The sequence below is a fragment of the Micromonospora sp. NBC_01739 genome (genome assembly GCF_035920385.1).
Lineage (GTDB): Bacteria > Actinomycetota > Actinomycetes > Mycobacteriales > Micromonosporaceae > Micromonospora.
The window spans coordinates 3,679,084-3,699,754 of the sequence record NZ_CP109151.1 but is presented as its reverse complement, the minus strand read 5'-3'; the positions used below and the strand labels follow the sequence as shown (position 1 = coordinate 3,699,754).

General features: G+C 67.4%; 20 protein-coding genes, 1 tRNA gene and 4 pseudogenes. 21 read left to right on the top strand and 4 right to left on the bottom strand.

Translation table 11 applies throughout. From position 1 onward, the window contains the following. The first annotated feature begins 2 nt into the window (after positions 1 to 2). The 6 genes from OIE53_RS16560 (at position 3) to OIE53_RS16535 (ending at position 6,034) form a co-directional block, all read left to right on the top strand. The gene (locus OIE53_RS16560; protein ID WP_327022438.1) at positions 3 to 1,184 is read left to right on the top strand and encodes a M24 family metallopeptidase; all 1,182 of its coding nucleotides are present in this window, start codon (positions 3 to 5) and stop codon (positions 1,182 to 1,184) included. Next, on the top strand, positions 1,181 to 2,017 hold the full coding sequence (locus OIE53_RS16555) for an alpha/beta fold hydrolase (RefSeq protein ID WP_327022437.1): 837 nt from the start codon (positions 1,181 to 1,183) through the stop codon (positions 2,015 to 2,017). The genes OIE53_RS16560 and OIE53_RS16555 overlap by 4 nt, the downstream gene beginning before the upstream one ends. Then, entirely contained in the window at positions 2,014 to 2,997 is a 984-nt protein-coding gene (locus OIE53_RS16550) for an ABC transporter ATP-binding protein (RefSeq protein WP_327022436.1), read from the top strand. Before OIE53_RS16555 ends, OIE53_RS16550 begins: the two co-directional genes overlap by 4 nt. After that, a complete protein-coding gene (locus OIE53_RS16545) occupies positions 2,981 to 3,970 on the top strand; it encodes an ABC transporter ATP-binding protein (protein ID WP_327022435.1) in 990 nt (329 codons plus the stop codon). Before OIE53_RS16550 ends, OIE53_RS16545 begins: the two co-directional genes overlap by 17 nt. Before the next feature lie 33 nt (positions 3,971 to 4,003). Then, complete coding sequence (locus tag OIE53_RS16540; RefSeq protein WP_327022434.1) at positions 4,004 to 5,206, top strand: dipeptidase; 1,203 nt, start codon at positions 4,004 to 4,006, stop codon at positions 5,204 to 5,206. 81 nt (positions 5,207 to 5,287) lie between these two features. Further along, a complete protein-coding gene (locus OIE53_RS16535) occupies positions 5,288 to 6,034 on the top strand; it encodes a GntR family transcriptional regulator (RefSeq protein WP_327022433.1) in 747 nt (248 codons plus the stop codon). 24 nt (positions 6,035 to 6,058) lie between these two features. Here OIE53_RS16535 and OIE53_RS16530 read toward each other — a convergent pair whose 3' ends face one another. Together OIE53_RS16530 and OIE53_RS16525 are read right to left on the bottom strand one after the other, a co-directional pair. Further along, positions 6,059 to 7,333, bottom strand: a complete 1,275-nt coding sequence (locus OIE53_RS16530; protein WP_327022432.1) for a L,D-transpeptidase — start codon at positions 7,331 to 7,333, stop codon at positions 6,059 to 6,061. 126 nt (positions 7,334 to 7,459) lie between these two features. Then, entirely contained in the window at positions 7,460 to 8,476 is a 1,017-nt protein-coding gene (locus tag OIE53_RS16525) for a L,D-transpeptidase (protein WP_327027243.1), read from the bottom strand. Here OIE53_RS16525 and OIE53_RS16520 point away from each other — a divergent pair. The 3 genes from OIE53_RS16520 to OIE53_RS16510 all read left to right on the top strand — a co-directional run bounded on the left by OIE53_RS16520 (position 8,454) and on the right by OIE53_RS16510 (position 9,621). Then, entirely contained in the window at positions 8,454 to 8,600 is a 147-nt protein-coding gene (locus OIE53_RS16520) for a hypothetical protein (protein WP_327027477.1), read from the top strand. The genes OIE53_RS16525 and OIE53_RS16520 overlap by 23 nt on opposite strands. 299 nt (positions 8,601 to 8,899) lie before the next feature. Then, positions 8,900 to 8,975, top strand: a tRNA-Lys gene (locus OIE53_RS16515). Between the two features lie 205 nt (positions 8,976 to 9,180). After that, positions 9,181 to 9,621, top strand: a complete 441-nt coding sequence (locus tag OIE53_RS16510; RefSeq protein ID WP_327022431.1) for an NUDIX hydrolase — start codon at positions 9,181 to 9,183, stop codon at positions 9,619 to 9,621. A gap of 174 nt (positions 9,622 to 9,795) precedes the next feature. Here the strand turns inward: OIE53_RS16510 and OIE53_RS16505 are convergent, their stop codons facing one another. Then, the gene (locus OIE53_RS16505) at positions 9,796 to 10,680 is read right to left on the bottom strand and encodes a hypothetical protein (RefSeq protein WP_327022430.1); all 885 of its coding nucleotides are present in this window, start codon (positions 10,678 to 10,680) and stop codon (positions 9,796 to 9,798) included. Between the two features lie 516 nt (positions 10,681 to 11,196). Continuing rightward, a complete protein-coding gene (locus OIE53_RS16500) occupies positions 11,197 to 11,661 on the bottom strand; it encodes a hypothetical protein (RefSeq protein ID WP_327022429.1) in 465 nt (154 codons plus the stop codon). Between the two features lie 267 nt (positions 11,662 to 11,928). On the opposite strand from OIE53_RS16500, the gene OIE53_RS16495 reads away from it, so the two are divergent. The 12 genes and pseudogenes from OIE53_RS16495 to OIE53_RS16440 all read left to right on the top strand — a co-directional run bounded on the left by OIE53_RS16495 (position 11,929) and on the right by OIE53_RS16440 (position 20,645). Then, entirely contained in the window at positions 11,929 to 13,278 is a 1,350-nt protein-coding gene (locus tag OIE53_RS16495) for a hypothetical protein (protein WP_327022428.1), read from the top strand. A gap of 7 nt (positions 13,279 to 13,285) precedes the next feature. Continuing rightward, a complete protein-coding gene (locus OIE53_RS16490; RefSeq protein ID WP_327022427.1) occupies positions 13,286 to 14,170 on the top strand; it encodes a phosphotransferase in 885 nt (294 codons plus the stop codon). Between the two features lie 194 nt (positions 14,171 to 14,364). Then, positions 14,365 to 14,778, top strand: coding sequence for a multiple cyclophane-containing RiPP AmcA (gene amcA / locus OIE53_RS28485; protein WP_393337288.1), 414 nt, complete (start codon positions 14,365 to 14,367; stop codon positions 14,776 to 14,778). A 131-nt stretch (positions 14,779 to 14,909) separates the two neighbouring features. After that, a pseudogene (locus OIE53_RS16480) lies at positions 14,910 to 15,131 on the top strand (hypothetical protein); the annotation flags it as partial. Positions 15,132 to 15,166: 35 nt separating this feature from the next. After that, positions 15,167 to 15,451: pseudogene (locus OIE53_RS16475) on the top strand (transposase); the annotation flags it as partial. Beyond that, positions 15,430 to 15,848 (top strand): annotated as a pseudogene (locus OIE53_RS16470) (transposase family protein); the annotation flags it as partial. The pseudogenes OIE53_RS16475 and OIE53_RS16470, both read left to right, overlap by 22 nt. 716 nt (positions 15,849 to 16,564) lie before the next feature. Continuing rightward, positions 16,565 to 17,731 carry a glycosyltransferase gene (locus OIE53_RS16465; protein WP_327022425.1) on the top strand — a complete coding sequence of 389 codons (1,167 nt, stop codon included), beginning with the start codon at positions 16,565 to 16,567 and terminating at the stop codon, positions 17,729 to 17,731. A 113-nt stretch (positions 17,732 to 17,844) separates the two neighbouring features. Beyond that, positions 17,845 to 18,381: pseudogene (locus OIE53_RS16460) on the top strand (aromatic ring-hydroxylating oxygenase subunit alpha); the annotation flags it as partial. 178 nt (positions 18,382 to 18,559) lie between these two features. Beyond that, positions 18,560 to 19,060, top strand: coding sequence for a hypothetical protein (locus OIE53_RS16455; protein WP_442791347.1), 501 nt, complete (start codon positions 18,560 to 18,562; stop codon positions 19,058 to 19,060). Continuing rightward, a complete protein-coding gene (locus OIE53_RS16450) occupies positions 19,057 to 19,584 on the top strand; it encodes an aromatic-ring-hydroxylating dioxygenase subunit beta (protein ID WP_327022423.1) in 528 nt (175 codons plus the stop codon). Before OIE53_RS16455 ends, OIE53_RS16450 begins: the two co-directional genes overlap by 4 nt. Positions 19,585 to 19,732: 148 nt before the next feature. Continuing rightward, positions 19,733 to 20,119 carry a carboxymuconolactone decarboxylase family protein gene (locus OIE53_RS16445; protein WP_013731917.1) on the top strand — a complete coding sequence of 129 codons (387 nt, stop codon included), beginning with the start codon at positions 19,733 to 19,735 and terminating at the stop codon, positions 20,117 to 20,119. Then, positions 20,109 to 20,645 (top strand): hypothetical protein, encoded by a 537-nt coding sequence (locus OIE53_RS16440; protein ID WP_327022422.1) that lies wholly within the window; start codon positions 20,109 to 20,111, stop codon positions 20,643 to 20,645. Before OIE53_RS16445 ends, OIE53_RS16440 begins: the two co-directional genes overlap by 11 nt. Positions 20,646 to 20,671: the final 26 nt, after the last annotated feature.

The window sequence follows — 20,671 nt, the reverse complement described above, 5'->3', positions numbered from 1 at the left end:
CAGTGCGACTTCCCGACAGCTTCTACACCAGCGTCCGTACCCGACTCAGCGAGGCGCTCGACGAGCGCGGCCTGGACGGCTACCTGGCCACCTCGCCGCCGGAGGTCGCCTTCCTCAGTGGCTTCTTCTACATCGCCACCGAGCGACCGGTCTACCTGTGGATGCCCCGCGAAGGCGAACCCCTGCTGGTCATCCCCCGCCTGGACGAGGAGTACGCCGCTCAGCAGGGGGTGACCCTGCCGACGGTCAGCTACTTCGAGTACCCCGGAGTGGTCAGCGCCGAGGAGACCCTGGCCGCCGCCCTGTCCCGGCCCGGTGGGGCGGGACGCCGCATCGGGGTGAGCGCCGGGGTGTCCGTGGCCGCCTTCCGGGCGTTGTCCGGGGCCATCGGCGGCGCGGAACTGGTCACCACGGACGCGGTGGCGAAGCTGCGCCTGTGCAAGTTCCCCGAGGAGATCCCGTTCCACGAGGCCGCCGCCCGGATCTGCGACGAGATGCTCGCCGCCGGGCGCGCTCTGATCGAGGAGGCGTTGGCCTCCGGGGGCCCGCTGCCCCGGGAGGACGAGATTGCCCGGCATGTGATCGGTTACGGCACCGATCAGATGTACGCCAACTACGACCTGGTCGTCTACACCACCAAGCTGGCCGGGGGACTGGTCTACGCCGGTCCCAACTCGGCGCTGCCGCACGGCCTGCCGACCCGTCGACGGGTACAACCGGGGGACACCCTGATCCTCTCCCTGGGCGCGGCGGTGGCCAGCCGCTTCGTGGAGAGCGAGCGGACCTTCATCATCGGTGAGCCCACCGCCGAGCAGGTGCGCTACTACGAGGCCGACCGGCTGGCGCAGGAGGTCGGCACCCAGGCGATGGTCGCCGGCCGGACCTGCGCCGAGGTCAACAAGATCTGCCTGGACGTGCTGCGGGACCAGGGGCTGGGTGACTACATCCGGCACCGGCAGGGGCACGGCATCGGGCTGCAGAACCACGAGGCGCCGTGGGTCGAGGACGGCGACCACACCGTGCTCGCCCCCGGGATGCTGCTCTCCAGCGAACCCGGTGTCTACGTGCCCGGCCACGCCGGCTACCGCATCTCCGACACGGTCCTGGTGCAGCAGGACGGTCCGCGCCGGCTCACCGGCTACCCGCGCGACCTGGCGTCCAACATCATCGAGGGGGTCCGATGAAAATCAATGGAGCGGAACTGGTCGTCGAGGCCTTCGGCCCCGAGGACGGCCCGGCGATGATCGTGCACCATGGTGCGCCGGGGCTGGGCTCGCGCAGCGAGCCGAAGCGTTCCTTCGGCCCCTTCTCGGACCGGTTGCGGGTCATCGTCTTCGACGCCCGGGGCTCCGGGGAGTCCAGCGACGACGAGCCCTTCACCCACGAGCAGTGGGTGGCCGACGTGGACGCCATCCGGGAGCACTTCGGCTACGAGAAGATCGTCATGGCCGGTGGGTCGTACGGCGGATTCATCGCGATGGAGTACGCCATCGCCCACCCCGACCGGGTCTCCGCCCTGGTGCTGCGGGACACCGCGGCCGACACCGCACACGACCACCTGGCGGTGGAACGGGCCCGCAACACCGACCGCTCGGTCATCCCGGAGTGGGTCATCGACCGCATCGGCACCGGCCGGTTCGAGAGCAACGAGCAGCTGCGCGAGTACTGGCGGGCCATCCTGCCGCTCTACGACCACCAGCACGACCCGGCCAAGGACGAGGCGCGGCTTAACGCCACCCGGTTCCACTACCGGACCCACAACGCGGCCTTCGGGCAGAACATGCCCCGGTACGACCTCAAGCCGAAGCTGCCCTCGATCACCTGCCCGACCCTGGTGACCGTGGGCCGGCACGACTGGCGTACCCCGGTGGAGGCCTCCCAGGTCATCGCGGACCTGGTGCCCAACGGGGAACTGGTCGTCTTCGAGAACTCCGGCCACTCCCCGCAGTTGGAGGAGCCGGAGCTGTTCCAGCAGGTCGTGCGGGACTTCCTGCGCCGAGCCGGGGTGTTGCGATGACCCTGTTGGAGATCGCCGACCTGCGGGTCGCGTTCCCCGGCCACAGCGGGCCGGTGAACGCGGTCAACGGGGTGTCGCTGGAGGTCGACTCCGGACGGACGTTGGCCATCCTCGGTGAGTCCGGCTCCGGCAAGAGCGTCACCGCCCAGGCGGTGATGGGCATCCTCGACGTACCGCCGGCCACCGTCAGCGGGTCGGTCCGGTTGCAGGGCCGGGAGCTGCTCGGCCTGCCGCGCAAGCAGCGGGAGCGGATCAGCGGCGAGGAGATCGGCATGGTGTTCCAGGACGCCATGGCCGCCCTCAACCCGGTCTTCACCATCGGCCACCAGATCATGGAGGTGCTGCGGGTACGCCGGGGCATGTCCCGCGCCGACGCCCGCCGCCGGGCCATCGAACTGATCGACCGGGTACGCATCCCGGCCGCCAAGGACCGGCTGCGCGACTACCCGCACCAGTTCTCCGGGGGTATGCGCCAGCGCATCATGATCGCCCTGGCGATCTCCCTGGAACCGGACCTGCTGATCGCCGACGAACCCACCACCGCCCTGGACGTGACCGTGCAGGCCCAGGTGATGGAGCTGCTGGCGGAGATCCAGCGGGACAGCGGCATGGGTCTGCTGCTGATCACCCACGACCTGGGTGTGGTGGCCGAGGTCGCCGACGAGGTGGCGGTGATGTACGCCGGCCGGATCGTCGAACGCGGCACGGTCGAGCAGATCTTCGCCGGACCGGCGCACCCGTACACCGAAGGGCTGCTCGCCTCGATGCCCCGGGTGGACCGGCGCGACGAACAGCTCTACGCCATCCCGGGCGCCCCGCCCAACCCGGCCCGGCTGCCCACCGGTTGCCCCTTCCACCTGCGTTGCCCCCGGGCCACCGAGGAGTGCCTGGTGACCCTGCCGCCGTTGCAGCTGCTGCCCGCCCAGCGGGCCAGCGCCTGCCACCACCACGAGGAGGTGCTCGGTGCCACCCAGCGATGACGTGGTGCTACGGGTCGAGAACCTGGTCAAGCACTTCCCCGTCAAGGGACGGGTCCCCTTCGTCTCCGGCGGGGTGGTCAAGGCCGTCGACGGGGTCTCCTTCGACCTGCGCCGGGGCGAGACCCTCGGTGTGGTCGGGGAGTCCGGCTGCGGCAAGAGCACCCTGGCCCGGATGCTCGTCGGGCTGGAGCAGCCCACCTCCGGGGCGGTGCGCTTCGGCAAGTCCGTGGTGCACCAGGCCAAGGGGCGGGAGCTGCGGGCCCTGCGCCGCCGGATCCAGATCGTGCTCCAGGACCCGTACACCTCGCTGAACCCCCGGCGCACCATCCGGGAGATCCTGCTCCAGCCCTTCGAGATCCACCCCGACGTGCTGGACCGGCGTCGCCGCATCGAGCGGATCAAGGAGCTGTTGGAGCTGGTCGGTCTGGACGCCAGCCTGCACCTGGACCGCTACCCGCACCAGTTCTCCGGCGGGCAGCGTCAACGGATCGGCATCGCCCGGGCCCTGGCCCTGAACCCGGACGTGATCGTCTGCGACGAGCCGGTCTCCGCACTGGACGTCTCCGTCCAGGCCCAGGTGGTCAACCTGCTGGAACGCATCCAGGAGGAACTGGGTGTGGCGTACGTCTTCATCGCCCACGACCTGTCGGTGGTGCGGCACATCTCCGACCGGGTCGCCGTGATGTACCTCGGCAAGCTGGTGGAGACCGGTCCGGAGATCGACCTGTACGACTCGCCCCGGCACCCGTACACCAGGGCCCTGCTCTCCGCGGTGCCGGTGCCCGACCCGGCCGGTCGTCAGCAGCGCCAGCGGATCCTGCTGGCCGGCGATCCGCCCAGCCCGGTCAACCCGCCCTCGGGCTGCCGGTTCCGGACCCGTTGCTGGCAGGCGACCGACACCTGCGCCACCACCGAACCCCCGCTGGCCGCCGGTAACCACCCGGTCGCCTGTCACTATCCGCTGGCCGCGTGACGGCCGGCCATCCGTCCTGACAAGGAGAAGGTCTTGCTGCTAGATCCCGCCCCCCGATACCAGGGCCACAGGTCGTACTCCTACCTGGAGCCGCACTCGGACTACCGGGTGTTCACACTGGCCAAGGAAGTCGGTCGGGTGCCGGAGCACGACCTCGGCCTGACCGACACCCAGCGTGCCCGGGTGACCCGGCTGCTCACCGAGCACACCGCCATCTCGCTGCACGAGCACCCGGTGATCCTGCCCGAGGACGTCCGCGAGCTGCGGGCCTACAACCGGACCGCCCGCCAGCGCACCGGCTACGAGGGCCTGGCCCGGTCCGGCCTGACCGCGGTCTTCGACAACTTCATGGCCGGTGCCTCCTGCGTGACCAGCGAGAACGGCTGGAAGTGGAACGACCTCATCTACGCCCTCGGGATGCGGATGAGTGACCTCTACAAGCAGGACCACGTCTTCCTGGCCACCTCGCTGGCCGACATCCACGCGGCCAAGCGGGACGGCCGGTTGGCCCTGGTCGCCGGGCTGGAGTGCAGCAGCCCGATCGAGAACGAACTGGACCGCATCGACATCCTGTACGGCTTCGGGGTCCGCCAGCTCGGCATCGCCTACAGCCAGGCGAACATGCTCGGCGGGGGCCTGTCGGAGAAGCACGACGGCGGCCTGACCCACTTCGGGCGGCGCGCGGTGGACCGGATGAACAAGCTCGGTATCGCCATCGACATCTCGCACTCCGGCGACCAGACCTGCCTGGACGTCATCGAGGCCAGCCGGGTGCCGGTGTTCATCACCCACGCCGGTGCCCGGGCGGTGTGGGACACCTCCCGGATGAAGCCGGACGAGGTGATCCGGGCCTGCGCCGAGCGGGGTGGGGTGATCGGCATCGAGGCCGCCCCGCACACCACCCTGTCCGAGGCGCACAAGCACCACTCGATCGAGTCCGTGATGGACCACTTCACCTACTGCGTCGACCTGGTCGGCATCGACCATGTCACCTTCGGCCCGGACACCATGTTCGGCGACCACGTAGGGGTGCACAACACCTACGCCGGCAACTACGCCCACGACGCCGGCAACCGGCCGGAACACCCGCGGGTGGAGTACGTGTCCGGACTGGAGAACCCCGGTGAGGCCTTCGGCAACATCGTCGGCTGGCTGGTCAAGCACGACTACTCCGACGACGAGATCGCCAAGGTGATCGGTGGCAACACCATGCGGGTGCTCGAACAGGTCTGGTGACCTGTCGGCCGATCGGCCCGGCGGGCCCGGACGAACTACACTCCCTAGGCCGTTGACGGCGAAACGATGAGGTGAGGGCGGATGGCTCGGCGCGAGACCGCGCTACAGGCTGCGCACGGCCGACTCCGGGAGTTGATCGGCAGCGAGTTCCACTCGGGCGACAAACTGCCCAACGAGCGGGACCTGGCCGAACGGTTGGAGGTCAGCCGGGCCACCGTGCGCGAGGTGCTGGGCCAGCTAGCCGCCGAGGGAGTGGTGACCCGTACCTGGGGGATCGGCACCTTCGTGCACGACGGTGCCGACCGGGTGCCGGTGTCCATCAGCGACGTCACCGCCCTGCGGGACCGGATCACCGCCTCCGGCCACCGACCCACCCTGCAGGATGCCGCAGTCAGCCGGGCCACCTGCCCGGCTGACTGCGCGAAGGTGCTCGGGTTGGCGCCGGAGGCACCGGTGTGGCGGGTCGACCGCCTCTTCGCGGTGGACGGCGCACCGGCCGCCTGGATCCGCGACCACCTGCCGCTGAGCTTCGACGGCCGGGACCTGGACCCCTCCGGCCTGGTCAGCATCGACCTGGACATGTTCGAGTTCCTGGCCAGCGCCACCGGCATGCCGGTGTGCCGGGCCGAGATCGAACTAGCCGCCGTCCTGGCCGACGAGGAGGCGACCGCCCGGCTCGGCGTGGCGCTCGGCCATCCGCTGATCACCGCCACCCAGATCGGGTACGGCAGCAACGGCGCCGCCCTCTTCCACGGGCACTTCACGGTCCGCACGGACGTGCTGACCCTCAAGATCAGCCGAGGCGGAGACCCGCAGCCCAACCGGTGACCGGCCGACCGCCCCCTGGCAGGCTCAGGGGGCGGTGCTGGTCGAGACCTCCGGGTCGGGCTCCTCGGTCGGCACGTCCGAGGCCGGCTCGTACGGCAGGGCGCTGCCCTTGACGTACTCCTCCCAGCTGACGTTCCAGTCCGTCCAGCCGTTGCCGAGCTGAAGCTTGCGCTCGGTGCCCTTGACGACGATCGGGTCGCCGACCCTGGTGTTGTTGAACAGCCAGGCACCGTTGGTCATCGAGACGTTCACGCAGCCGTGGGAGACGTTCGTGGTGCCCTGCTGCCCCTCCGACCAGGGTGCGGCGTGGATGAACTCGCCACCCCAGGTCAACCGCTGGGCGTAGTCGATCTTCGTGCGGTACCCGTCCTCCGGGCCCAACTCGTCGTACGTGTCGAAGACCGTCTTGCGCAGCTTCTCCATCACCACCATCGTCCCGCTGGAGGAGGGGGTGCTCTTCTTGCCCAGGCTCACCGGGATCGTCTTGATCTTCTCGCCGTCGCGGGTCACCACCATCCGCTTGGTGCTGTTGTCCACCGTCATCACCAGCTTGGGGCCGATCTTGATGTCGACGGTCAGGTCCGCCCGGCCGTACCAGCCGTCGCCCAGCGGCAACCCACCCGCCTGCACCCGGTACGACACCTTGCTCCCGGCCTGCCAGAACTCCTTGGGCCGGTAGCGGACCTCGGTGGGGCTGACCCAGTGCCAGATGCCCTCCTGGGCCGGCGTCGAGGTCACCGTCATCCGCCGCTGCAACTCGGCCCGGTGCTTCTCCGGAATGGCCCGACCGAACTTCACGATCAGGGGCATGGCCACCCCGACGGTCTGGTCGTCACCGAGGAAACTGGTGATCCGGACCTGCTTGCTCGGCTGCTTCATCACCGTGAAGGCGCTGGTGGCGGTCACCGGCACCCCGTCGTCCCCGGTCGCGGTGACGGTGGCGGTGTACGACTCGCCGTACGACAACGCCTTCGACGGCAGCCAGCTCCTACCGTCCTCGGCCAGGGTGCCCTTGACCTTCTTCCCGGCGGAGTCGGTCAACTCCACCGAGGTCTCCTCGGCCTGCTCGGCGGCGAAGGTGACGGCCGTCGAGGCCGGCACGTTCTTCGCCTCGGCGGCCGGCTCGCTGATGGTCACCGACGCCTTGGCGGCCGGCTGATCGGCCCCGCCCTGCCAGCCCGGCGCCGTGCCGCCACCCTTACCGCCGCCCGTGCAGGCGGAGGTCAGCGCCAACGCCACGGCGAGCACCCCCGCAGCGAGGCTTGCCCGTCGCCGGTTGCGTTGGTCCCGAACTCGCATGGTGTCCCTCACAGTCGTGGTCCGCTGCCCGTCCCCTTCACTGACGCATCAGCTCACGTACCCGTTGCAGAGGGTGAACCGAAACACGTGAAGCGGGATGTCCGGATAGTGACACATCTGGCCCGGTCACACCGCCGGACCAGCACCACCCTCCGGCACCGGCAGGGCGCTGCCCTTGACGAACTCCGCCCAGCTCAGGTCCCACGCGGTCCACCCGTTGCCGGGCGCCAACTGACGCTCGGTGCCGGTGATGGTGATCGGATCGCCGATCTTCGTACGCTCGAAAAGCCACCTGGCGTTCGCCAAGGAGACGTTCACGCAGCCGTGGGAGACATTCTGCCGTCCCTGCACGTGCTCCGACCAGGGGGCGGCGTGGATGTACTCGCCACCCCAGGTCAGCCGCTGGGCGAACTGGATGTCGGTGACGTAGCGGTTCTCCGGGTCGGGGTCGTCCATGGTGTCGAAGACCGTGGCCTCCTTCTTCTCCATCACCACCAGGGTGCCGCTGGAGGAGGGAGTCTTCTTCTTGCCGAGACTCACCGGCAGGGTCTTGATCAGCTTGCCGTTCTCGTACACCCGCATCTGCTTGTCGGAGTTCGTCACCTTCATCTCGAAGGCGGAACCGATCTTGGCGGTGGCGGTGCGGTCGACATTGCCGTACCGGCCGTTGCTCAGGGGGATGCCGGCCAGCGCGATGCGTACGGAGATCTTCGTGCCCGGCTTCCAGAACTCCGGCGCCCGGTAGTACGCCTGGGTGCCGTTGCCCACCCAGTGCCAGGCACCCGGCTGCGGCGGATCCGTCTGCACGAACATCCGCTTCTGCACCTTCGCCCGGTCCTTCTTGGCGATCCCCGGGTGGAACTCCGCCACCACCGGCATCGCCACCCCGTAGGTCCGGTCGTCGAACAGGTACAACCCGGAATTGATCACCGAGGCGGGCTTGGCCATCGTGGTGAAGGTGCTGGTGCCCTCGCTGACCGAGCCGTCCGGCTGGGTGGCGGTGACCGCGGCGGTGTAGCGGGTGGACCACTTCAACGGCGCCGACGGCACCCAGGAGGAGCCGTCCGTACGCAGCTTGCCCTTGACCTTCTTACCGTTCTCCGTGGTCAAGGTCACCTGCGTGACCTTGCCCCCCTCCGGCAGCTTCGCCCCGATCTCCGCGCTGACCGGACGGTCCTTCGCGCCGTCGGCCGGGCTCACCGTCAACGGCGGCCCACTGGACACCTCCGGGGTGCCCGGCGCCGCCGAACCGGTAGCTGTCGGCTGACCGCCCTCCACGAACTGGGCACCACCGGAATCGCCACTACAACCCGACAGCGCCAGCGACGCCACCAGGCCAAGAGCACCCAGTAACCCCCCGGCCCGCGCGAACCTGCCCATCCCCACCCCTGTCTCACGCACCTGGCGGACATCGTGCCGTACCCGAGCCATCCGGCATCAGCCCGTCCCAAGCCTTGTGCGTGGTTGGCACCAAATGTCCGCAGGAAGTCGGCCGAAGGGACGACCCGGGGATCGGATTGGAACCCCGCTCACGGGCCATGCTAGTGTTCTCCCCGTTGCCAACGAGCGCCGCTAGCTCAACTGGCAGAGCAGCGGACTCTTAATCCGCGGGTTCGGGGTTCGAGTCCCTGGCGGCGCACCAACGAGCAAGGCCCTGACCTGGCAGATCTCTGCCGGTCAGGGCCTTCTTCGTGTACGCCGGTGGTGGGTGGTCGCTCGGTGGGTGCTCGGGAGCCGTTGGACCGGGGCGGTGTCGGTGGGACGCGGTGTGATGTCAGCGGTCAGGCTCGAAGATCGAATGGGTGTTGCCGCCAGTGCATCCCGTCGGGTGTGGATAGGGGTCGGTCGTGCGTCGGATCGTGCGTAGGTCGGTGCGGGCCATTCCTGTGGACGAGAACGACCGCCTCGTGCTGATCAAGCGGATCAAGCCCGGTCAGGCGCCGTACTGGACAACGCCGGGCGGCGGCGTGGAGTCGACCGATGTCTCCCTGGAGGCTGCGCTTCGTCGGGAGTTGCACGAAGAACTCGGTGCCTCGGCCGATCGGTTCGCCCAGGTGTTCCTGTTCACCGCTCCCGTTGGGGATGGTGTTTCCGTGCAGCACTTCTACGTCTGTCGGCTACTTGAGCTGCGGGAGGATGCTCGAACCGGGCCGGAGTTCGATGATCCGTCGCGTGGTGACTACCAGCTAGACCGAGTGACGATCGAGAAGCTGCCTGCAGTGGATCTCAAGCCGGCAGGGCTGACCGAGTTCATCGCTTCCAACAAGGAGGCACTGCTCTCGGTGTAGGGCATTTTGGCCAGACCATCGCTGGGCCGAGTCTGAACTTGATCGGCTACGGCAAGGTGCGGGTCTGGCCGCCGCTTTGGGCGGCCAGCCGCAGGACGCGGGGAGCAAGGGTCGCGCGCTGGTCCAGGCGCCGCCCGGCCAAGTCATCGGGCCTCGTCGCCCCCGACTGGGGCGTCAGGCGAGTGCTTCCGGAGCGCGCCGCCGCCACCAGGCGCTGAAGAGGGTTATGACGTGCTCGTTGATTTCGTTCGTGATGATCTCGTGCGCGTCACCCATGAGCGGCCTGACGGCGTGCTTGTAGACCTCCGGGTGGTGTTCGACAGAGGGGCAGGTGAAGATGGCCAGCATCCGAAGGGCGCGCAGGGTGTCTGTTCCCAAGAGGGGAAAGTGAGCTTCCAGCAGCCTCACCAGGGCTGACCATACTTTGTCTACGACGATGCGGATGACGGCGTCGGTCACCAGCCGGGGCAGCCCTGAATCGAACCGCCGCGACAACGCGTCCTTGATGAACTGCTTGGCGGTATCTGTGAGCAGGTCGAGGGTCTTGTTGATCTTCTCGATCAACTGGATCAAGGCCACCAGTAGACTGCACCAGGTGTGATCGGCCAAGCGCTTCTTGACCTCCCTGGCGTCAGACTCATTCCGGACGAGGCTGTCCACGTCGGCTGAGATCTCGGACCACGTGTCCTTCATGACGGTTCGGCCGAGGATGTCGATCCGGCCAAGATCGGATGACACCGATGCTGGTTCAGCGTCGCGTGGCAGTCGGCCGTTGGCCTTCGGCCGACTGTCGGTGGCCCACAAGAAATTGGCAATGTCCAGGCGTGCGAGGTCGAAGTAGATTTGCCGGTTGTTGGCGTTGAATTTCTGGCGTCCGGTTCGTTGGTCTGCTTCTACTTCGTCCTTGAGTTCGCGCCGCCGGTCGTCGCGTCTCTCTGGCCGGTCGGCGGCGAGGTCCGTCCATCCTTGCCAGCCGTGTTGCGAGCCCCCGCAGCCGGAGCATGTACAGCCCGGCCGTTGGGCGTTGGCGCAGTTAGCCCTGTGGGTGTTGGTCATCATCCGCAAGTCGCCGCCCGGTCCGTTGCGCTTAACGTGACTGAACGATCACTCTACGTTGGGCGATGATGGGTGCCAATGGTTGTACGACAGGACCTGGTGGTTCAACTTCCGGCAATCCGGGCTCCGTGGGGGCGCAGTTCCTGGTGAGCGCCCATCGGTTCACTTTGACGCTAAGCCCTGTCGGATGGCTGATAGACGTACCTTCTCGCTTCTGCGGTCACCTCGACCAAGCGGGTTGTGGCAGGGCGTGTCAGAGCTTCCTTGCGATTTAACCGCAGCTGCCGGTCTGGAGTCTGAGTCAGGTCTGTGTCAGCTTGGATCGCAGCAACGTGCCTGTTTGGTGCATTATTCATGCCGCGCGGTTCTCCGGCATTTCGACTCGGAACGGGTGCGGGTACTCAATGCCGCAGTCGGAGCACCAAGCGCGGAACAGGGGCTGGTGGGTGTGAGGGCCAGCGCTGGAACGACCTTGTAGCGGATGCCGGACATGACGGTGAACAACTTTTCCAGGAATGTCTAAATTGGCATGCTGCCGGTTCTGGGTTCATTTTGCGGCCCGGTCAGTTGCGGCCGGGCGCGCCACTCGCGGGGCTTGGCACCGGTCGTCTCCGCTACGGCGGCGACGTCTTGGTGGTCGTACACCGTGCGAGTGCCGGAGATCGACATCCCGGCGGCGTTAGCGAGGTCGCCGAGTGTGTACGGGCGGGGTTGCACGAACTCGCGGCCGTAGGCGACGAGCTGGCGGATCTGTTCTTCAGCCTGCTCCTTGGCGCGGCGGGCGGTGTTCAGTGCTCCGATCAGTGGGTCCTGGTCGCCGTGCTCCCACGACAGGCGCAGGTTTTCGGCGGTTCGCTGCTGAGCATCGAACGCCTCGGCCGCGGCCGCTTGGAAGCCATCGTCGTGCTCGTCGCCTGGGCGAGTAGGCCGCGGGAGGGGGTGCAGGATCGCGGCCACGTCTTCGAAGATGTCTCGTCGATTCATGCCTACCTTTGTCGCACATCTTTGCGATGATCGCAAGCCTATGCCCCGATCGCAAACCGGGTCGGTGGCGGTGACCGGGACAGGCAGGCCGTGTCTCCGGAGTCTGGTGCTTGATCTCATGCGGGACATCATGAGGGTCCATCGTGGGTGTTCCGGATGCTGCTGCGTTCGCCGACTCTGGGGTGGGTGCCGTCAACTCGACCGCCTTTGACTTGATGTGACGGCGTGGATGCGCTGTGCTGACAAGCGGTCGTCGTTCGATCGGGGGTGATCGTGGCCGCGCAGGTGGATCCCGAGTGGTGGAACTCGGGACTTTGGAACGGCCGCCCGATCAGTGAGTTTCTACGGCGGCGCGATATCACTGCGGTTTTCCGCTTCCTTCACGCGCGAGGCGTGTCGTACGGCGGGATCGCAGGTCTTGTCGGTGTCTCGGCCAACCGCGCTGCTGAAATAGCCAAGGGCGCCCGGCAGGTCACGGCCTACGAGGTGTTGGAACGGATCGCGGACGGTCTGAACATTCCGCGTCCGGCTATGGGGCTCGGCCGCGACGAGGATGCCATTGCGTCTCGCGCCCCCGGCACCGTGGCCGTTGAGGGCGGAGGGGACCGATCGCTCGCCGGCGTGGAGGCCAGCAATCTGGTGAGACTCCGTCTGGGATTGGACGAGGCTCTGGCGGCGTCGAGTGTTGCTCCTCGGCAACTTGAGTTGATCGAGGAGGCCGCCAGCGAGCACATGAGGGTCTATCCCTCGGCTTCGCCCCAGGTCATGCTGTCGTTGTTGGCTGCCGACTGCCGGGAGGTCCAGGTGCTGTCGCTGCGGCGGCAGCCGGCGGCGGTCCAGGCCCGGCTTTCCGGGGTGGCGGCGTTGCTGGCGACGATGTGCGCTGACGCGTTGATGCGGCTCGGGGACGTGGCCGAGGCTCGACGGTGGTACGGCACGGCGATCCACGCGGCGGACGACAGCGGGGAGCCTCGTTTCAGGGTGCTCGTGCGGGCCCAAGCGGCGATGCTGCCGTACTACTTCGGCGATCCCGCCCAAACTGTGGCCTTGGCTGATGCGGCTCTGGCGGTCACATCGATCGCATCGTCGCCGGCCGCCCTGGCAGCCGCAGGCCGGGCGCGTGCCCTGGCCCGAATCGGCGCCGCCGAGCAGGCACGGTCGGCCATCGATCGGGCGCGTCGGCTGTTCGATCAGGCTGGCGACGAGGACAGCGACGTCGCCTTCAGGTTTCCGGCGAAACGGCTGCTGTTCTACCTCTCCGGCGCGTACACCTGGCTCGGTGACACGGGTGAGGCGTACCGGGTCCAGGACGAGGCGTTGCGGCTCTACGGCGCGGCTCCGGCCGTACCGATCGATGCGGCGCTCATCGCCCTGGACCGGTCGATGTGCCTCGCCCGGGAGCGGCGGGCGACCGAAGCGGCAGCGACCGCGCGTGATGCTGTCGCGGACCTGCCCGAGACGCAACGGACGGAGATCATCCTGACCAGGGCCACCGACGTGGCAACGGCGATCCCTGACGAGAGCCAGCGTGGTGAGGTTGCCGTCTTGACGGACTACGTGCGAGCGTGCCGCGAGAGCGCCCGTAGGCTTGGGACCACAGCCGCACTCGGTCCCTAGGAGCCCCATGTTCGTCGAGGCGCGCACCCGGCCGGTGCTCGCCGAGGTATGTCGTCTCCTCGGCTACCCCGACTCGAACGCGATGCTGCTGCGGCACCACACCAACGCCGTCTACGCACTAGGTGACGTGGTCATCAAGATCGCCCCCGGCGACCATGACCTGGAACGGGTGCGCGGGATGGTGGCCGTGGTCGACTGGCTGGGGGCCCATGATTTCCCCACGGTGGGCCTTTACCCAGGACTGTCCCAACCCTTGCGGGTGGGCGGGCACGCCGTCACGGTCTGGCAGCGTCTGGACCCGGCACACGACAACCCCATCACCGTCTCCGAGCTCGGTACGCTTCTCCGAGGCCTGCACGCCCTGTCGGCTCCGCCGGTGCCGCTGCCGGTCCTGCGACCGCTCCACAGCATCGAGCGGTCCGTCGCCCGTGCGGAGATCCTGAGTGACAAGGAACAGGATCTGTTGATGGGCCGGCTCGAAACACTGGCGGCCACATGGGAAGCGATGCGGTTTCCCCGCGGTACCAGCCTGATCCAGTCTGATCCGCAGATCCGCAACGCACTGCGGCGTTTCGACGGCAGGCCCGTACTTTCCGATTGGGACGGTGCCGCTCTCGGGCCCCGGGAGTGGGACATCGCCACGGTCGCTGTCCACTGCCGCCGCTTTGACCCGCCCGGCCCGGGAGCCTTCGCCGATTTCACCGCCGCCTACGGCTGGGATGCCACCTCCTGGTCCCAGTTCGAGGAACTGTGCCAGCTACGCGAGCTGCAGATGATCGCGACCAACGCCCGAAAGTCCCGACCTGGGACCGAGGCCGCCGACGAGGTGCACCACCGGATCGCGGGCCTCGTTGACGACGGGGCCGAACTCCGCCGCTGGCACATCCTCTGAACCGAGTTTCGTAGCGACAGGCGCCGCCTGTTCTCTTCGCATCGACCCAGCCAGCCATGGTGAGACCCACCGTGGCCCACCACGCTGGGTCTACTTCCGGCCGGTGCCGACAGCGATCGTGGACGTCAGGAACACGTCGGCGGACCGGTCCAGGACCATCCTGACCCTCATGGCGCGTCGGCGGGCCAGCGGCAATGTCACGCCAGGGAGACCAAGATGGATGTGCCTCACGGCGGCAGGTCGGATCGCGACCCGACGCACCGGCAAGTGCTCGCGCCGGGCACTCCGTCGACCGTACGGATGACTCCTCGTTCGCGTACCGCCATCGGGGCTGCGTGGGCGGGCGACCGGTGGTCTGTTTCCTGCCGTTGGCCGACGGCGGTGGGCTTGCCGGCAGGTCGGCAAGCCCACCGCGTACAAGCAGTGGGTCCAAGTGGGGGTCGGCGGTGACTGTGTACATCTCGCGTAACGCGAAGATGGGCGATCTGCCGCGAGACCGGTCGACATCGGCTTCGCCGATACAGCCGGGACCGGCCGATCCGCCGTTGCTGACGTACGTCTGGCGGATCGTGTTCGAGCGGCAGGAACGGGAGCGCGATCCCCGATGAACAGCGACGAAGACCGCCTCGCGGACGGTGAGTCGCCCGCACCATCGGAGCATCTGCCGTTACGGCCGCTTGCGCTGCCAGGGCGGCCGGTCGAGGCAGTCCGCGCCGAACCGCCCCGACCGCACTTGCCCATGCGGCCGCTGTGGCTGTGTCGCCGATGCGGCCAGCCGTGGCCCTGCGGCGCGGCGAAGGTCGCCCTTCTGGCGGAGTACCGGGACAGCCGGGTCAGCCTCTTTCTCTACCTGGCCAGCTGCCTGCACGACGCGATCGATGATCTGCACCAGCTCCACCCCAACAACACCGGTAGCACCGCCAGCGTCTTCGACCGATTCCTCGGCTGGCCCACCCAGCACCGCAGCCGACGCCCGCCTACGGCCGTCCCGCAGACCCCAGAGGGGCCTCGTCCGGCAAGACACACCGACTGCGCCTCAACCGAGGAGGCGATCGTCAGGCCAACGCCGCGCTGTACCGCGCGGTGCTAATCCGCCTGAGATGGCACCTTCCGACGAGGGCCTACCTACAACGACGCACCGCTGAGGGTCGAACCAAGCGTGAAGTCATCCGCTGCTTGAAGCGATACCTCGCCCGCACGATCTACAAGATCATCGCTGCCGCTCAGTCCCCTCAACGAGTTGACATTCATAGGGCATCAAACACAAGCGGCACGGCGTGAACGTGCAGGTCATCGCCGACGCGGCCGGGCGTCTCGTCTGGGCCTCGGCCGCGCTGCCCGGCTCGACGCACGACCTGACCGCCGCCCGCACCCACGGCATCATCGACGCCCTGACCAGCGCCGACGTGATGACCTTCGCGGACAAGGGCTATCAAGGTGCCCCCAGCGGCACGCGCACCCCGTTCAAGCGGCGCCGCTTCCGGCCGAAGCTGTCACGCCGGCAGAAGGCCGTCAACCGGGCCCACGCGAAGATCCGCGCCCGCGGCGAACGCGCGATCGCCACACCAAGACCTGGAAAGTCCTGGTCAAGCTGCGCTGCTGCCCATGCCGAGCGACCGCGATCGTGCAGGCCATCCTCGTCCTGCACCACGTCGAGAACCCGACCTACGGAGGATGAAAATGGCTGTCATAGTCAGCCTCCTTTGTCCGGCGGAGCACCAAAATCGGCCCGCAGAGCGTGTGCTCTGCGGGCCGATCGCGTCGCCTTATCGGGAATAAGGCAGGGAAAGGCCCCCTGTCGAACAACGGGGACCCCGGGTAGGGGCCTCGTCTGTGAGTCGGAACGGATAGCCGGTGACCATGGTTCGCAGCTCCGCCCAGGGTGACATTTCAAACTTCATTGACACCATTGCATGAAATCTGGCGATTCGGCCGGAAGGGTTGTGAACCCGCAGCCTTCCCGCCTTCGCTGCCGAGGAACCTGCCCTGCCTGCTACGGGTCGAGGCGGAGTTCGGTCAAAGTGGCGGTGTTGCGGGTGCGCCGACAGCGTTGAGGCATTGACATTGATCACGCTGTCCGGCAAACTTTCCGCAGTCGCCTCGGTGCAGGCGCTGGACCCCTTGTTGCAAGTTCGTTTCCGAGTAGTAAACGTAGACGGGTCCGCGTCCCCACAATGATGGAGGGGATTGCGTAGATCCTCGTAACAGTTTTGGGACGTCGATGGCTCCGTCGCACTGCCGGGGTTCTCGCGTGCCTGCGGGCGGATTTATGCCGCTCGTACGTCGCGGTGCCGACTCGTCTTCGAAGGCCGGGTGTCGTAATCGTGCCCAATATGGTCGATCCCGGCCCAGATCTGAGTCGGCTTGTTCGTTTTCCCATGGATCGGAGACCTAGTGCGCATCGTCTTTCTCACCACCACTCAGCATGGTCACCTCAACCCGTACATTCCGGTGGTCAATGCGCTCCAAGCCACCGGCAATGAGGTTGTGCTGCTGTTGTTGTCAGCGGACGGTGGCGCGCTCGGCGAACAGCGTCGCCAGGCCCTGGGTCCGGCGGAGGTCCATATGGTCGGGCAGGTCCAGATGGCGCCGTGGAGCGACGATCCGGCAAAGATCGGTCCGATGCTCGAATCGTCACCGCTGGCGGACCAGGTGGCTGATGCGCTGCGGGCGACGGCGCCGGACTTCGCGCTGCTCGATTCGCTGCCGGTATTGGCGGCGGCGATGGCCGGGGCGCAGGCGTCCGGTGTGCCGTACGGGATGATCTGGGCAAACCTAGGCGGAGTATGCCCAAAGGAACGTCGGCGAGGTCGCTGGCTGTACGACGAACAGGTTGGCGACTATCTGACCAGGCACGGGGTGTTGTGGTCGACCCGAACTCATTCGGCGCGTTCGCCGATTCTCAATCTGATGCCGACGATTCCCTCGCTCGTCGGGGATGAAGCGGTCACCGACGACGGTGTGCAACTGGTCGGGTTGCCGGGAGCGGCCGGAAAGCGCGGCGACGAGGTCGCCTTTCCCGGCCTGGAGGAGATCGACCCCGGTCGTCCGCTGGTGTTCGTCTCCTTCGGCACGATCTTCTTCCGGCGGCCCGACCTCCTCCGCACGGTGATCATGGGGGCGGTGAAGACCGGTGCACAGGTGATCGCCGCGGTGGGAGATCTCGCTGAGGAACTCGCGCTGCCCGCCGACGTGCTCACCGCCCCGTACGTGCCACAACGTGAGGTCCTTGCGCGCGCCGATGTGTTCATCACCCATGGCGGCTACAACTCGGTGGCGGAGTCGATCCGGGCGGCGACACCGATGCTGGTGATCCCGCTGGCGGTGGATCAGCCTATCCAGGCGTACTTCGTGGAAACCGCGGGCTTCGGGACGGCAATTGAGCCGGCCGACGTCACAGAACGGGCGGTCGCTGACGCGGTCACCGATCTGCTTGATCCCGGCCGGGACTACCGGGCGCGGCTGCGCGCGGCGCAGCCCGAGTGCGGCGATTCCGCCGCGCGCACGGCGGAAATGGTTCTCAGCATGGGCGAGAAGCTACCGCGAAAGGGGGAGCAGTGACGATAGAACTACAGCGGCCGGTGGGCGACCGGATCGTGTTCGATGATCTTGAGAATTTCTCATTCCGGGTCGACCACCGGGCCTACACCGACGAGGACGTGGCCGCACAGGAGATGACCAAGATCTTCGATCGCTGCTGGTTGTACGTCGGGCACGAGTCGGAGGTACCCGCGCCGGGCTCCTACGTGTCACGAGACGTCGGAGGGCGCCCGGTGGTCATGGCGCGCGGCTCCGACGGGGTGATTCGAGTGTTCGCCAACAGCTGCCCGCACCGGGGGGCCCTGATCTGCTCGCAGCCAGCCGGGCAGGCCAGATCGTTCCGGTGCCCGTACCACGACTGGACATTCTCCAACCAGGGTGACCTGGTCGGAGTTCCGCTCCCGGACGGGTACGGTCCAGGCTTCCGCAAATCCGACTTCGGCCTGGCGCGGCACCGCAGCGACAGTTACCGGGGTTTCGTGTTCGCGACCTTCGATCCTGAGCAGCCACGCACCTTGACCGAGTATCTGGCGGGCGCGACGGAGTACCTCGATCTGATCGCCGATCAGTCCGAAGTGGGAATGGAGGTGATCCAAGGTGCGCAATTGCACGGGGCCCGGGCCAACTGGAAGCTCATGATGGAGAACAGCGTCGACATCTACCACTTCCGCGCCCTGCACAAGCGTTACGTCAGCTACATCGAGTCGCTCGGCACAACGGCACCGCGACGACGAGGCGGCTTCGCCCGCGCTCTCGGGCGGGGGCATGGCGCCAACGAGCTGGTACCGGCGGCAGCCCGACCGCTCGCCTACTGGACGCCGATGTTCCCCCCCCGAGGTCAGGTCACGGATGGAGGCGACGGCCGCACGGTTCGTCGAACGGTTCGGCGCCGAACGCGCCCAACGGATCACCGGTGCCAATCGGGCGTTGATGATCTTCCCCAATCTGATGATCATCGACGCGATCGGAATCACCATCCGCAAGATCGACCCGGTCAGCGCCGGCCAGATGTCCATCACCTCGGTCGCACTGGCCCCCAAGGACGAGGATCCGGACATCCGGGAACTGCGTAAGAGTCACTACCTGACCTTCCTCGGTCCCGCCGGTTTCGCCACCCCCGACGACATCGAGATCGTCGAGTCCTGTCAACGGGGCTACCTCAATCGCACGCTCCGCTTCTCGGACCTGTCACGCGGAATGGCCAAAGAGGTCCCCGAGACCACCGACGAGCTCCCCGCCCGCGAGTTCTGGCGGCAGTGGGACCGGCTGATGCACGACGGCGACGACGACCACGAGGAAGCTCAAGACGTCACTCAGCGGGCCGAGAGGCAAGGGGCGCAACGGCGATGACCACCGACACGATAAACACCGATCCGGCGGTCGACGAGACGGCCCAGCTGCGGTTGTGGCACCGGGTGAGCCAGTTCCTCTTCCGTGAGGCGCGACTGCTCGACGAGTGGCGCCTGCGCGAGTGGTACGACGAGATGCTGACCGACGACATCCGCTACCTGGTGCCGGCCACCGACGTCCGGAGCGAGTCGGCCACCGCGCTCGGGCTGATCGACGACAACGCCGCCCGACTACGCCAGCGGATCGAGCAACTCCTCAACGGCGAGGTGTGGTGCGAGAATCCCCTGTCGCGAACGAATCGGATGATCACCAACGTGGAGATCCTGGCTGATCGGGGCACGCACATCGAGGTGGCGGCGAATGTCGTCGTGTACCGGTTCGGACACGGGCGCTCTGACTCATACGTCGGAAAATATCGGCTCGAACTCGCCGTCGAGGGCGAGTCGTTCCGGGTCCGGAGACGTCTCGTGGTGCTCGACCACGAGAGTCTTCGCGAACACGGAAAGCTCAGCATCATCCTCTGAGATCTGACCGAGACACGGCCCTCCGCACAGCTCCGGCGCAGGGGTGGGTCTGGTTCAGGCTGCCCCGCGCCGCTGCTCGCCGCCTTCGTGGCGTCGTAGGAATTCACCACTGTCCGACAGGCCACCTGGCAACACGAAGGAGTGATCGATGAACCAGCCGCTTGCCCGACATGAGCGGGGTGAGGCCATGTTCAAGCACGTCTTCGGCCGCGAACCCCGCCCAGGCTCCTACCCCGATTTCCTCCAGCTCACCATCGACCACTTGTTCGGTGAGATCTGGACCCGCCCGCACCTGAGCGTCGAGGAGCGCGAATTGATCGCGCTGACCGCGGTCACCCTGGCCCGGACCGACTGGGAGCTGCGTGGCCACATCGGCGCCGCCCTGCACCTGGGGATGTCACAAGAGAAGATCGTCGAAATCATCATCCAGCTCGCCTACTACGGGGGATGGCCGGTCGCCAACAACGGGCTGCGCATCGCCCAGGAGGTATTCGCCGAGCTCGCCACCGGCAAGGACGCCGACCATGACCAATGACCCTGCTGCCCTCGACCCCGCCGTCAAGGTCGATCTCTGGCGCCAGCGGTTCTTCGAGGCCCAGGCGGCGGCCGAAGAGTTCATTCTGGGCGTGCACGGCGATGAGGGCTTGTCCGCGTGGATCCAGGCGAACTCACGCATCACCGCGGACCTGCTGCAGTCGCAGCGACCCGCCGGAGAGTCAGCCACCGTGCACTTCATGAATCGGCTGCAGCGCCAACTGCTGCTTTACGACTCGGCGGTGACCAGCACGCCCCAGCCTTCTGGCACCGTCCTGCGCAACGCGGAGTGCGGGATCCTGCGGTACCGCAAACAGGCCGCCGGTGCCGGCGTCAAACTGACTTTCGCGTCACCATGTCCGTACTGTCAGGAACTCAACACGGCCATCGCCGCCCGCTACGTCGAATCGGACGTCACGGTGTCGTGCGAACAGGCAGGCGACGGATGCACCTGGCGCGCGGAATCCCGTCACGCCTCAGAGGGCGATGCGGCCGGGCCACCTGACCGCGGCGGAACCGTAGATTAACCGACAGTGGGGCGTCGGTCGTCGGC